The organism is Sphingobium sp. TCM1 (genome assembly GCF_001650725.1).
Classification (GTDB): Bacteria; Pseudomonadota; Alphaproteobacteria; order Sphingomonadales; family Sphingomonadaceae; genus Sphingobium.
Genome location: NZ_LXVX01000034.1, coordinates 14,207 through 26,855 on the forward strand (window position 1 = coordinate 14,207; position 12,649 = coordinate 26,855).

Here is a 12,649-nt window from a genome sequence, read left to right on the forward strand (position 1 = left end):
CAGGCTAGGGCGCGCTCTTCGGGGACGCGCCCTAACGCCTGTCTAAGCCTCGCTTATTTGAAACATCCACTATTAGGAGCCGAAACATGGCCGAGATTACCGCTGCCGCCGTCAAGGAACTGCGCGACCGTTCGGGCGCGGGCATGATGGACTGCAAGAAGGCGCTCACCGAAGCCAATGGCGACATCGAGGCTGCGACCGACTGGCTGCGTGCCAAGGGCCTCGCCGCCGCGCAGAAGAAGTCGAGCCGCACCGCCGCTGAAGGCCTGGTCGGCGTCGTCGTCGCCGGCACCAAGGGCGTCGCGGTCGAAGTGAACAGCGAAACCGACTTCGTTGCCAAGAACGAACAGTTCCAGGACTTCGTTCGCACCGTTTCGGCCGTCGCGCTGGAAACCGGCGCGGCCGATGCCGAGGCGCTGTCGGCTGCCGCCTATCCGTCGGGCGGCACCGTCGCCGAAAAGCTGGTCGCCAACATCGCGACCATCGGCGAGAACCAGAATGTCCGTCGCGTCGCCCATGTCGAAGTGACCGAAGGCGTCGTCGTTCCCTACGTCCACAACGCGGCCGCGCCGGGCCTGGGCAAGATCGGCGTGCTCGTCGCGCTGGAGGGCAATGCGCCCGCCGACGTTCTGGAGCCGCTGGGCAAGCAGCTGGCCATGCACATCGCCGCCGCTTTCCCGCTGGCGCTGTCGGCTGCCGACATCGACCCGGCGCTGCTGGAGCGTGAACGTGCCATCGCTGCCGAAAAGGCCGCCGAATCGGGTAAGCCCGCCGAAATCGTCGCCAAGATGGTCGATGGCGCGGTCGCCAAGTTCGCCAAGGAGCAGGCTCTGCTGTCGCAGCTGTTCGTGATGGACAACAAGACCCCGGTCGCAGACGTCGTCGCCAAGGCCGCCAAGGATGCCGGCGCGTCGATCACGCTGAAGAGCTATGTCCGCTTCCAGCTGGGCGAAGGCATCGAGAAGGAAGTCAGCGACTTCGCGGCGGAAGTCGCGGCGGCCGCCGGCGTCTGATCGCCCCCGCGCAAGCGGTACGGAAAAGGGAAGGGGCGTCCTCAAGGGGCGCCCCTTTTTCGTTGGCGCTATTCGTCGGCGGCGTCGGTTGCCCACCCCGGCCTTGCGGCGTTGCCGGACCTTTCCCTATGAAGAGGGCGCTGTCGGCGACAAACGCCCCTTGGCATCCCGGTTTCGCCCCTCTAATGTCCGGCCGCTTTCCCTGCCACTTATAAGGATTCTTGCCCCGCATGACCCGGCCCGCCTACAAGCGCATCCTGTTGAAATTGTCCGGCGAAGTGCTGATGGGGCAGGGGCAGTTCGGCATCGAGCCGGAAACCGTGGCCCGTGTCGCGGGTGAGATCGCCGCGGCCAAGGATGCCGGCTTCGAGCTGTGCGTGGTCGTGGGCGGCGGCAATATCTTTCGCGGCCTTGCCGGCGCGGCCAAAGGGTTCGACCGGGCGAGCGCCGATTATATGGGAATGCTGGCCACCGTCATGAATGCGCTGGCGGTGCAGAATGCGCTGGAAAAGCTGGGTTATGACACCCGCGTCCAGTCGGCGATCCCGATGGCGTCGGTGTGCGAGCCTTACATTCGCCGCAAGGCCGAGCGCCATATGGAGAAGGGCCGGATCGTCATCTTCGCGGCGGGCACGGGCAGCCCCTTCTTCACCACCGACACCACTGCGGCGCTGCGCGCGGCCGAAATGAACTGCGACGCGCTGTTCAAGGGCACCAGCGTCGATGGCGTCTACAATGCTGATCCCAAGCAGGTGGCCGATGCCGTCCGCTATGACGAGATCAGCTTCGACCAGGTGCTGAACGATAACCTCAAGGTCATGGACGCCAGCGCCATCGCGTTGTGCCGCGAGAATAATATCCCCATCGTCGTGTTCAACATCCGCGAAACCGGCAATCTGGCGACCGTGCTGGCCGGGCAGGGTGTCGCGACGATCGTGAAAAATCAGGAGCGTTGAGAAGATCATGCCGCAATATAACAAAGCCGACCTCGAACGCCGCATGGCGGGGGCGCTCGAATCGCTGAAGGGCGACCTGTCTGGCCTGCGCACCGGCCGCGCCAACATCCAGCTGCTCGATCCGGTGACGGTCGAGGTCTATGGCGCGCACATGCCGCTGAACCAGGTCGCGACCGTCTCCGCGCCCGAACCGCGCATGTTGTCGGTCCAGGTGTGGGACAAGAGCAATGTCGGCCCGTGCGACAAGGCGATCCGCTCGGCGGGCCTGGGCCTCAACCCCATCGTCGACGGCCAGACGCTGCGCCTGCCGATCCCCGACCTGACCGAGGAGCGCCGCAAGGAACTGGCCAAGCTCGCCAGCAAATATGCCGAAGGCGCCCGCGTCGCCGTGCGCAACGTCCGCCGCGATGGCATGGACAGCCTGAAGACCGACGAAAAGAAGGGCGAGATCAGCGAAGACGAGCGCAAGCGGCTGGAAACCGAAGTCCAGAAGCTGACCGACGCCACCATCGCGGATATCGATGCGGCGGCGAGCGCGAAGGAAAAGGAAATCCTCGGCCAGTAAGCCGGGGGCTTTCCTTTCGCGGCCAAAGCACGCATGTCCTTCTGATGGCCACACAAGCCAAGTCCGATCTGCCCAGCGCCGCGCCGGCCCATGGCGCGCGTCATGTCGCCATTATCATGGACGGCAATGGCCGCTGGGCGAAGAAAAGGCTGCTGCCCCGCATCGCCGGCCATCGCGCCGGCGTGGAGGCGGTGCGCCGTGTAGCGCGCGCGGCGCAGGAGATGGGCCTCGAATGCCTCACGCTCTACGCCTTCTCGTCGGAGAACTGGAAGCGGCCGGCGACCGAGGTGTCGGACCTGATGGGGCTGCTGCGCCATTTCATCCAGTCGGACCTGGACGAGTTCCACGCCAATGGGGTGCGGTTGCGGGTGATCGGCAATTATCGCGCGCTCGAACCCGCGCTGGTCGAACTGATCGAGAATGCGATGGCGCGCACCGCGGCCAACAGCGGCCCGGTGATCGCGATCGCGCTCAACTACGGCGCCCAGGACGAGATGGTGCGCGCGGCGCAGCGGCTGGCCGATCGGGTGGCAAAGGGGGAACTGGCGGCGCAGGATATTGGCATCGCCGCGATCGACGCCGAACTGGACACCGCCGACCTGCCGCCGCTCGACCTGCTGATCCGGACCTCCGGAGAGCAGCGGCTCAGCAATTTCATGCTGTGGCAGGCGGCCTATGCCGAGCTGTATTTCACCGACATGCTGTGGCCCGACTTTGACGGGCGCGCGTTGGGGCAGGCGCTGGACGCCTTCCGCCTGAGGGACCGCCGGTTCGGCGGATTGTGATCCTATGACGAGCGAATTGCGCACCCGCACCATTGTCGGCGTCGCGCTGATCGCGGTGGCGCTCGGCGCGCTGCTGGCGGGCGGACTGCTGTTCTGGCTGCTGCTGGTGGTGGCGGGCGTGCTGATGCAGGGCGAATGGGGCGACCTGACCGGCGCGAGCGCAGACCAGCGCAAGGCGGCGATGTTCGCCGTGTCGATCCCGCTGGCGCTGCTCTGTCCGCTGGCGGCCGGGATCGACTGGCCGGTGCTGATGGCCGGGGCGGCGGGCTTCTTCTTCGTGGCCTTCACCAGCCGCAGCATGAAGCTGGCGCTCGGCATCCCCTATATCTGCGTGCCGATCACCGCGCTCCAGTTCCTGCGGGCGGAACAACCCTATGCCTATGGCTTGCTGCTCGCCTTCTGGGCGCTGTCCTTGGTGTGGGCGACCGACATCGGCGCCTATTTCGCCGGCCGTTCGATCGGCGGACCGAAGCTGGCGCCGCGCATCAGCCCGTCCAAGACCTGGTCGGGGCTGGCTGGCGGCGTGCTGGCGGCGCTGGTGCTGGGTTTCCTGCTGCACCGCTTCGCGGGCCTGCCGATCCAGCTGGCGGCGGCGAGCGGGCTGCTGGCGGTGGCGGCGCAGCTGGGCGACCTGCTGGAAAGCCATATGAAGCGGCGGGCGGGCGTGAAGGACAGCGGCACGCTGCTGCCGGGCCATGGCGGGGTGATGGACCGGCTGGACGGCGTGGTCGCCGCCGCGCCGCTCGCGGCCCTGATCTATCTTGTGCTGGGGCAGGGCGGATGAAGAACGTTTCGATCTTTGGCGCCACCGGATCGGTCGGCCTGTCGACGCTGGACCTCGTCCGGCGCGATCCCGATGCCTATCGCGTCGTCGCGCTGACCGCCAACAGCGATGTGGACGGTTTGGCGGCGCAGGCGCGCGCGACGGGCGCACAGGTCGCGGTGATCGGGCAGGAGCGGCTCTACGGCGCGCTAAAGGACGCGCTGGCCGGTTCGGGGATCGAGGCGGCGGCGGGCGAGGATGCGCTGGTCGAGGCGGCGGCGCGCGGCGCGGACTGGACGATGGCGTCGATCGTTGGCTGCGCGGGGCTCAAGCCGACCATGGCGGCGCTCAAGGCGGGGGGCACGGTGGCGCTGGCCAACAAGGAATCGCTCGTATCGGCCGGCGGGCTGATGATGAAGGCGGCGCGCGACGCGGGCGCGACATTGCTGCCGGTGGACAGCGAACATAATGCTATCTTCCAGTGCCTTGCAGGCAGCAGCCTGGATACCGTCTCCAGGATCATCCTGACTGCCAGCGGCGGCCCGTTCCGCACCCGTAGCCGGGCCGAGATGGCTGACATCACCCCGGCCCAGGCGGTGGCCCATCCCAACTGGTCGATGGGCGCGAAGATCAGCGTCGACAGCGCGACGATGATGAACAAGGGGCTGGAGCTGATCGAGGCGGCCTATCTCTTCCCGGTCGGGCTGGACCGGATCGAGATATTGGTCCACCCCCAGTCGGTAATCCATTCGATGGTCGAATATCGCGACTGTTCGACGCTGGCACAGCTCGGTTCGCCCGATATGCGTATCCCCATCGCCCATGCGCTCGCCTGGCCCGACCGGATCGCGACGCCCTGCCAGCCGCTCGACCTTGCGCGGATCGGCAGGCTCGACTTCGAAGCGCCTGATCCGATACGCTTTCCTGCCCTTCGCCTGGCCCGCGCGGCGGCGACCGAGGGCGGCGCGGCACCTGCCATCCTCAATGCCGCCAACGAGGTCGCGGTCGCGGCCTTCCTGGACGGCCGCATCGGCTTCCTTGATATTGCCATGATTGTGGAGGATGTGTTGGAGCGTTATAGCGCGGCACGGCCATTGGCGATCGATGATGTGCTGGCCGCCGACGCGCAGGCGCGCCGACAGGCGCGCGAAGTGATGGAAAGATTGACGGCTTGATCCAGAATCCCGGTTTCCTGATGACCGTGCTCGCCTTCGTGGCGGTCATAGGGCCGCTCGTCTTCGTGCATGAGCTGGGCCATTATCTGGTCGGGCGCTGGTGCGGGGTGAAGGCGGAGGCCTTTTCCATCGGCTTCGGCCCGGAACTGTTCGCCTGGGTGGACCGGCGTGGCACCCGCTGGCGCGTCGCGGCGCTGCCGCTGGGCGGCTATGTCCGCTTCAAGGGCGACATGAACGCGGCGAGCATGACCGATCCGGCCTGGCTGGAAATGCCGGCGAAGGAACGGGCGGAAAGCTTCCCCGCCAAGCCGCTGTGGCAGCGCGCGGCGATCGTCGCGGCGGGGCCGGCGATCAATTTCCTGTTCGCGATCCTGATCCTGGCGACCTTCGCCTTCGTCCATGGCGAAAGCCGCACGCCTGCGGTGGCGGGGCAGGTGCAGGCGGGCAGCGCGGCGGCGGCGGCGGGCATCGTCGCGGGCGACCGCATCGTCTCGCTGGGCGGCCGCGAGATGGCCACCTTCGACGACATCCGCCTCTATGCCCAGATCCGGCCGGGCGAGCCGGTCGAGATCGTGATCGACCGTGCCGGCCAGCGTATCGTCAAGCAGGGCATGATCGGCAGCGTCAGCGAGGATGACGGGTTCGGCAACAGGTTCAATATCGGGCGGCTCGGCCTGGCGCCCGGCGCCCCGGTGATCGAGCCGGTCAGCCTGTTGCGCGCGCCGGTGGTCGCGATCGAGCGGACCGGGCAGATCGTCCGCACCATGGTCGAGACGCTGGGCCAGATATTGGGTGGCGGCCGGTCGGTGAAGGAACTGGGCGGGCCGCTGAAGATCGCGCAGGTGTCGGGACAGGCGGCGACGCTGGGGCTGGAAAGCTTCATCTTCTTCGCCGCGCTCATCTCGATTAACTTGGGGTTCATCAATCTCTTGCCAATTCCCATGCTGGATGGCGGGCATCTGCTCTTTTACGGGATCGAGGCGGTGCAGCGGCGGCCGGTGAGCGCAGCGGCCCAGGAATGGGCCTATCGGTCGGGTCTGGCGCTTCTGATGGCGATGATGCTGCTGGTGACTTTCAACGATTTATCGTCTTTCGGCCTTTGGAAGAGCCTCTCCGGCTTGATCGGCTGACGCGCATCGGGCAGGGAAGCGCCGTTTGGCGTCGTCTGTTGCGGCGGAAACATTTTATTCGAGTTTGAGGTGAAGCGGGTGACAGCGATGAACAGCAGCAACAGGCAGCGCCCGGTCGTCGCGGCCCTGTTGGCGACGACGATGATCGCGGGCCTGCCGATGGCCCCGGCCATGGCGCAGGACGCCGCCGCCCCGGCGCCCGCCGTAACCGCGCCCGCCGTCGCGCCGCAGGGCACCGTGCGCAGCGTCGCGGTAACGGGCACCCAGCGCCTGGAGCCGGACACCGTCCTTTCCTACACCAAGCTGCGCACCGGCCAGCCCTACACGCAGGAGAGCCTGGATCAGGCGCTGCGCGACCTGTACGAGACGGAGCTGTTCGCCGACGTCCAGATCCGCAACGACAATGGCGCGCTGACGGTGGAGGTGAAGGAAAACCCCGTCATCAACCGCATCGTCCTGGAAGGTAATAAGCGCCTGAAGGACGACAAGATCCGTCCCGAAATAAAACTGGCCCCGCGCCAGATCTATACCAGATCCAAGGTGCGCGCCGACGTCGCCCGCATCGTCGAGCTGTATCGCCGGCAGGGTCGCTTCGCCGCGACGATCGAGCCGAAGATGGTCCAGCTCGACCAGAACCGCGTCGATATCGTATTCGAAATCTCGGAAGGGCCCAAGTCCAAGGTCCGCCAGATCAACATCATCGGCAACGACAAGTTCAAGGACGGCGAACTGCGCAGCCAGATGGTGACGAAGCAGTCGCGCTGGTTCCGCCTCTTTTCCTCGGGCACCAGCTATGATCCCGACCGGCTGGCCTATGACCAGCAGAAGCTGCGCCAATTCTACCTGACCGAAGGCTATGCCGACTTCCGCGTCATCTCCGCGGTTGCGGAACTGACGCCCGACAAGCAGGACTTCATCATCACCTATGTCGTCGAGGAAGGCGACCGCTACAAGTTCGGCGACGTGAAGGTCGAATCGGACATTCGCGACCTGTCGGGGGACAGCCTGACCAAGCGCCTGCCGATGAAGAAGGGCGACTGGTACAATGCCAAGCAGGTCGAGGACACGGTCGACACGCTGAGCGAGACGGCGGGCCTGTTCGGCTATGCCTTCGCCGACGTGTCGCCGGACTTCAACCGCGACAAGGAATCGCTGACGATGGGGATTAATTTCCGCATCGCCAACGCGCCGCGCGTCTATGTCGAGCGGGTCGACATCAACGGCAACACGCTGACGCAGGACAAGGTGGTCCGCCGCGAATTCCGCCTGGCGGAAGGCGACGCGTTCAACAGTTTCCTGGTCAAGCGCTCGAAGGACCGCATCAACTCGCTGGGCTTCTTCCAGGAAAAGCTCGACATCGAGCAGAAGCCCGGCTCCGCGCCCGACCGCATCGTGCTGGAAACCAACGTCCAGGAGAAATCGACCGGCGAATTGTCGCTCTCGGCGGGTTTCTCGTCACTGGAGCGCTTCATCGTCGCGGCATCGATCACCCAGCGCAACTTCCGCGGCAAGGGTCAGGAACTGCGCACCTCGGTCAATTATTCGGCCTATTCCAAATCCATCGAACTGGGCTTCACCGAACCCTATTTCATGGACAAGAATATCGCGCTGGGCGGCGACATCTATCGCCGCGACCTCAACAGCTTCCGCTATCTGACCAATAATGACCGCGACACGACCTATGAAAATACGTCGACCGGCTTCCAGCTGCGCGCGGGCGTGCCGATCACCGAATATATGTCGCTGGCGCTGCGCTATCAGCTGAACTTCGACAATACGACGCTGGATCAGGACACCTATTATTCCGACACGGACGGCGACGGCGATACCGAATGCGACCCGCTGCTGGCCGGCCGCTATCTCTGCGACGCCATCGGCAAGCGCACGACCTCTTCGCTCGGCTATTCGTTGATCTACGATACGCGCGACAATCGTATCCGGGCGACGCGCGGCCATAATATCGTGCTGAGCCAGGATTTTGCCGGGCTGGGGGGCGACGTCAAATATGTGAAGACCCGCATCAGCGCCGCCAAATATTTCCCGCTGGGCAGCGGCTTCATCTTCTCGCTGTCGGGCGAGGGCGGCTATATCCACAGCCTGGAAGGCGAGCGTCGCGACGCGGCCGGCGACCTGGTGGACAAGATCCGTCTGGTCGATCGCTTCTTCCTGGGCGAACCGCAGTTCCGGGGCTTCGACATTCGCGGTGTCGGTCCGCGCGTGAAGCGCTTCTACCTCCAGGCGGAAACCGATTCCGACGGCACGGCCACCGGCAACTACATCAAGAACAACAGCAACAACAATGTCTCGGACGACGCGCTGGGCGGCAAGATCTACTATCTCGCCCGCGCCGAGGTGGAGATTCCGCTGGGTTCGGGTGCACGCGAAATGGGCCTGCGCCCTTCGATCTTCATGGATGCCGGCGCTGTAGCGGGTCTGCGTAATCCCGAAACGATCCAGTTTGCCGGCTATTGCTCGCCGACGTCGGGATCGGGGACGACCGTCAAGGCGGACGGCACGCCCTATGCGCCGGTCTGTCCGGTCAACTACAGCTTTGCGGGCGGCAATTTCGTGGAAGAATATCTCGGCGACACGCTCAAGCCGCGTCTGTCGGTGGGCTTCGGCGTCAACTGGAACTCGCCTTTCGGCCCGTTCCGCATCGACATCGCCAAGGCCCTGCTCAAGGAACCAGGGGACGACAACAAGCTCATCACCTTCAATGTAGGGACTCAATTCTGATGAAGACCATCGTTAAAGCCGCGGCGCTCGTTTTCGCGCCGATGACCGCTCTGGCCCTGACCGCCGTTCCGGCCGCCGCCCAGTCGAAGACCGGCATCGCCGTCGCCGACCTGCAGCGCGCCGTGGGCACCAGCGCTGCCTACACCACCGCGCGCACCCAGATGCAGACCACCTACAAGCCGCAGATCGATGCGTTCAACGCGCGCAAGACGGCGATCGACACCGACCTCAAGACCAAGGGCGACGCGCTCCAGGCCGCGCTCAAGGCCGCCGGCGGCAAGCCGACCCCGGCGATCGAGACCCAGTATCAGCAGTTCCAGCAGTCGCAGCAGACCGCCCAGGCCGAACTGCAGCGCATGGGCCAGCCGATCGCGATCGCCAACGCCTATGTCGAGGAGCAGATCACCGCGAAGCTCTCCGACGCGCTCAAGGCCGCGATGACCAAGGCGAAGGTCGACCTGGTCCTTTCGCCCGAGGCGACCGTCTCCTACCAGCCGACCGTCGACATCACCCAGTCGGTCGTGACCGAACTCAATGCGCTGGTGCCCAGCGTCGGCATCACCCCGCCGGCCGGCTGGCAGCCGGGCCGTCAGGGTCAGGCCGGTGCGGCCGCTGCCGCTCCGGTAGCCCCGGCGCAGGCGCCCAAGTCGCGCTGATAGACGATGACGGGAGAGGTTGAATCGACCGCGCGTGGCCCGATGGATATCCGTCGGGTCATGGCCGCGTTGCCGCACCGTTATCCGATGCTGCTGATCGACCGCGTGGTCTCGCTGGTGCCCAGCCAGTCGATCCACGCGATCAAGGCGGTGTCGGTGAACGAGCCGTTCTTTCAGGGACATTTCCCGACCCGGCCGATCATGCCCGGCGTGCTGATCGTGGAAGCGATGGCGCAGGCTGCGGGCGTGCTGGCGGTGGAATCGATGAACTTGGCCGATTCGGGCAAGCTCGTCTATTTCATGAGCATCGACGGCGCGAAATTCCGCTCGCCGGTGGAGCCGGGTTGCCTGCTCGACCTGCATGTCGAAGTGACGCAGAATCGCGGCGCCATCTGCAAGTTCAGCGGCAAGGCAATGATCGACGGCAAACTGGCGTCGGAAGCCAATTTCGTCGCCATGATCACCGATCCGCCCAAGGATTGAGGGCTGCGTGTCCCCCCTGCGAATGCCGGGGTCGCAGGGCGGCTGCCGCGTCCTGGTCGTAGATCCCGGCCTTCGCCGGGATGACGCCTTTATTCTTGCCAATCCGCGCGCAAACCGCTAACGGCGCGCCTTCGCATTTTCACGCATCCGGCCGGTCGGAAACCGGCCATCGAAGGAGCATATCGCCATGAAGGCCAATACCCACCCCGACTACCACCTGATCACGGTCCAGATGACCGACGGCACCACCTTCCAGACCCGCTCGACCTGGGGCAAGGAAGGCGACACGCTGGCGCTCGACATCGATCCCAAGTCGCACCCGGCCTGGACGGGCGGTAACCGCCAGCTGGACACCGGCGGCCAGGTGGCGCGCTTCAACAAGCGTTTCGGCGGGCTGACGCTGAAGAAGTAATCGGCCTTCGATGGTTGAAACGGAAAGGGCGCCCGCGAGGCGCCCTTTTTGTTTGTCGCGATGATGGTGGTGAGCGGACGCGCATCACTCGTCTCGTCATCCCCGTGCAGGCGGATATAAAATCCTTCCTCCTTGTCGCTCGGATGACGGTAATTAAAGGGATGGCCGCTTCCGTGCGGCGTCGCACCGCGCCTGACTGTCGGCCTCTGTCCGCTTCCTGCACCGCGGCTTTGCGCCTTCGAGGGGCGCGCTTTGAGGCGATCAGGCGGCCCGTTCCTCGTCCAGGAACGCTGTCACATCATCCAGCACGACATCCTTCGACAGGAAGGTCGCTCCGATACCGCGCGCCAGGAGGAAGGGCAGGGTGCCGGCCGCCATCTTCTTGTCGTGCAGCATATGGCCGACCAGTGCCGCGCCGTCGGCGGTGACATGGGCGGTGGCGAGGTCGTGTGGAAGGCCCACGGCCTGGAGGTGGGCGGTGACGCGATCGGCGTCGGCCTGCGGGCAGAGGCCAAGGCGCGCCGAATAGCGGAAGGCGAGCGCCATGCCCGCCGCGACGCCTTCGCCATGGAGCAGCATGTCGGAAAAGCCGGTGTCCGCCTCCAGCGCGTGGCCGAAGGTGTGGCCCAGGTTGAGCAGCGCGCGGCGGCCCGACGTCTCGCGCTCGTCATCGGCGACGATCGCGGCCTTGGCGCTGACGCTGCGTTCGATCGCATAAGTGCGCGCCTGCGGGTCGCCCGCCAGCAGGCGATGGCCATCGCTCTCGCACCAGGCGAAGAAGTCCGGGTCGTCGATCAGGCCATATTTGACCACCTCGGCATAGCCGGCGCGGGTTTCTCGCGGCGGCAGGCTGTCGAGCGTCGACGGATCGATCAGGACGAGGGCGGGCTGGTAGAAGCTGCCGATCAGGTTCTTGCCCGCCTTTGCGTTGATCGCGGTCTTGCCGCCGACCGACGAATCGACCTGCGCCAGAAGTGTGGTCGGCAGCTGGATGAAATGGCAGCCGCGCTTCAGGATCGAGGCGGCGAAACCCACCAGGTCGCCGATCACGCCGCCGCCCAGCGCGATCACATGGTCGCCGCGCTCGATCTCCAGGGCCAGCAGTGCGTCGAGCAATTGTTCCAGATAGCGCCAGCTCTTGGTCTGTTCGCCCGGCGGCAGGATGATCGGTTCGACGGTGATGCCCGCCGCGCGAAGGCTGGCGTCGAGCCGGGGCAACTGGGTCGCGGCAACATTGGCGTCGGTCACGACCACCAGCCGGCCATTGCGCGCATAGGGTTTGAGCGTGTCGCCGGCGCGATCCAGCGCACCCTGTTCGATGACGATATCGTAACTGCGCGCGTCCAGCGCGACGCGGACTAATGCCATGCCGTCAATTGCTCCATGATCCGCTCGACCGCGACTTCGTGCGGGGCGGCGATGCTCTTCACATGAATGGGGGCAAGCGCGTAGACCGGATTGCGCACCGCCGCCAGTTCGGTCAGCACCACGCGCGGATCGCGATTCTTGAGCAGCGGCCGGCTTTCGCGGCGGCCCACCCGATCGACCAATATATCGATGTCGGCGTCCAGCCACACGGCCGTCGCCTGCTCCAGGATCAGCTTGCGCGTCTCGTCCTGCATGAAGGCGCCGCCACCGGTCGCGATCACCTTGGGCGCGCCGTCCATCAGCCGGGCGATCACTCGCCGCTCGCCGTCGCGGAAATAGGCTTCGCCATAGCGTTCGAAAATCTCGGTCACGCTCATGCCGGCGGCCTTCTCGATCTCCTCGTCGGCATCGACGAAGCTGAGGCCGAGGCGCGCGGCCAGCCGGCGGCCGACCGTCGATTTGCCCACGCCCATCATGCCCACCAATACGATGGGACCGCGCCGGGCCTGGCTCTCCGGGATTTTGCTGTTTCGCTGCATGGCGAGGGGGGCTATACAGCCAGCCGTCGCAGAGGCAAATCGCATCTTTTCTTTGTTCACCCGGCCTT

Annotated in this window: 13 protein-coding genes; 11 read left to right on the top strand and 2 right to left on the bottom strand. The window is 65.7% G+C overall.

Features of this window, described 5'->3' with window-relative positions:
• Window positions 1-86: 86 nt before the first annotated feature.
• From tsf to rpmE, 11 genes are all read left to right on the top strand, one after another.
• Entirely contained in the window at window positions 87-1,013 is a 927-nt protein-coding gene (gene tsf, locus A7Q26_RS17070) for a translation elongation factor Ts (protein ID WP_066861905.1), read from the top strand.
• 230 nt (window positions 1,014-1,243) lie between these two features.
• On the top strand, window positions 1,244-1,969 hold the full coding sequence (pyrH, locus tag A7Q26_RS17075) for a UMP kinase (RefSeq protein WP_066861907.1): 726 nt from the start codon (window positions 1,244-1,246) through the stop codon (window positions 1,967-1,969).
• A 7-nt stretch (window positions 1,970-1,976) separates the two neighbouring features.
• Window positions 1,977-2,534, top strand: a complete 558-nt coding sequence (gene frr, locus A7Q26_RS17080; RefSeq protein ID WP_066861909.1) for a ribosome recycling factor — start codon at window positions 1,977-1,979, stop codon at window positions 2,532-2,534.
• A gap of 44 nt (window positions 2,535-2,578) precedes the next feature.
• Window positions 2,579-3,319, top strand: coding sequence for an isoprenyl transferase (locus tag A7Q26_RS17085; RefSeq protein WP_066861911.1), 741 nt, complete (start codon window positions 2,579-2,581; stop codon window positions 3,317-3,319).
• A gap of 4 nt (window positions 3,320-3,323) precedes the next feature.
• Window positions 3,324-4,103, top strand: coding sequence for a phosphatidate cytidylyltransferase (locus A7Q26_RS17090; protein ID WP_066861913.1), 780 nt, complete (start codon window positions 3,324-3,326; stop codon window positions 4,101-4,103).
• The gene (locus A7Q26_RS17095) at window positions 4,100-5,257 is read left to right on the top strand and encodes a 1-deoxy-D-xylulose-5-phosphate reductoisomerase (protein WP_066861931.1); all 1,158 of its coding nucleotides are present in this window, start codon (window positions 4,100-4,102) and stop codon (window positions 5,255-5,257) included. Before A7Q26_RS17090 ends, A7Q26_RS17095 begins: the two co-directional genes overlap by 4 nt.
• On the top strand, window positions 5,254-6,387 hold the full coding sequence (rseP, locus tag A7Q26_RS17100; RefSeq protein WP_066861934.1) for an RIP metalloprotease RseP: 1,134 nt from the start codon (window positions 5,254-5,256) through the stop codon (window positions 6,385-6,387). The genes A7Q26_RS17095 and rseP overlap by 4 nt, the downstream gene beginning before the upstream one ends.
• 87 nt (window positions 6,388-6,474) lie before the next feature.
• Complete coding sequence (gene bamA / locus A7Q26_RS17105; RefSeq protein WP_066861937.1) at window positions 6,475-9,123, top strand: outer membrane protein assembly factor BamA; 2,649 nt, start codon at window positions 6,475-6,477, stop codon at window positions 9,121-9,123.
• On the top strand, window positions 9,123-9,779 hold the full coding sequence (locus A7Q26_RS17110) for an OmpH family outer membrane protein (RefSeq protein ID WP_066861939.1): 657 nt from the start codon (window positions 9,123-9,125) through the stop codon (window positions 9,777-9,779). Before bamA ends, A7Q26_RS17110 begins: the two co-directional genes overlap by 1 nt.
• Window positions 9,780-9,785: 6 nt before the next feature.
• Window positions 9,786-10,262, top strand: coding sequence for a 3-hydroxyacyl-ACP dehydratase FabZ (fabZ, locus tag A7Q26_RS17115; protein WP_066861942.1), 477 nt, complete (start codon window positions 9,786-9,788; stop codon window positions 10,260-10,262).
• Between the two features lie 187 nt (window positions 10,263-10,449).
• Window positions 10,450-10,674, top strand: coding sequence for a 50S ribosomal protein L31 (rpmE, locus tag A7Q26_RS17120; protein WP_066861944.1), 225 nt, complete (start codon window positions 10,450-10,452; stop codon window positions 10,672-10,674).
• A 261-nt stretch (window positions 10,675-10,935) separates the two neighbouring features.
• On the opposite strand, the gene aroB is transcribed toward rpmE, so the two are convergent.
• Both aroB and A7Q26_RS17130 read right to left on the bottom strand, forming a co-directional pair.
• Window positions 10,936-12,042: a 3-dehydroquinate synthase gene (aroB, locus tag A7Q26_RS17125; protein ID WP_066861947.1), complete on the bottom strand. Its 1,107-nt coding sequence runs from the start codon at window positions 12,040-12,042 to the stop codon at window positions 10,936-10,938.
• On the bottom strand, window positions 12,033-12,581 hold the full coding sequence (locus A7Q26_RS17130; protein ID WP_066862868.1) for a shikimate kinase: 549 nt from the start codon (window positions 12,579-12,581) through the stop codon (window positions 12,033-12,035). Before A7Q26_RS17130 ends, aroB begins: the two co-directional genes overlap by 10 nt.
• Window positions 12,582-12,649: the final 68 nt, after the last annotated feature.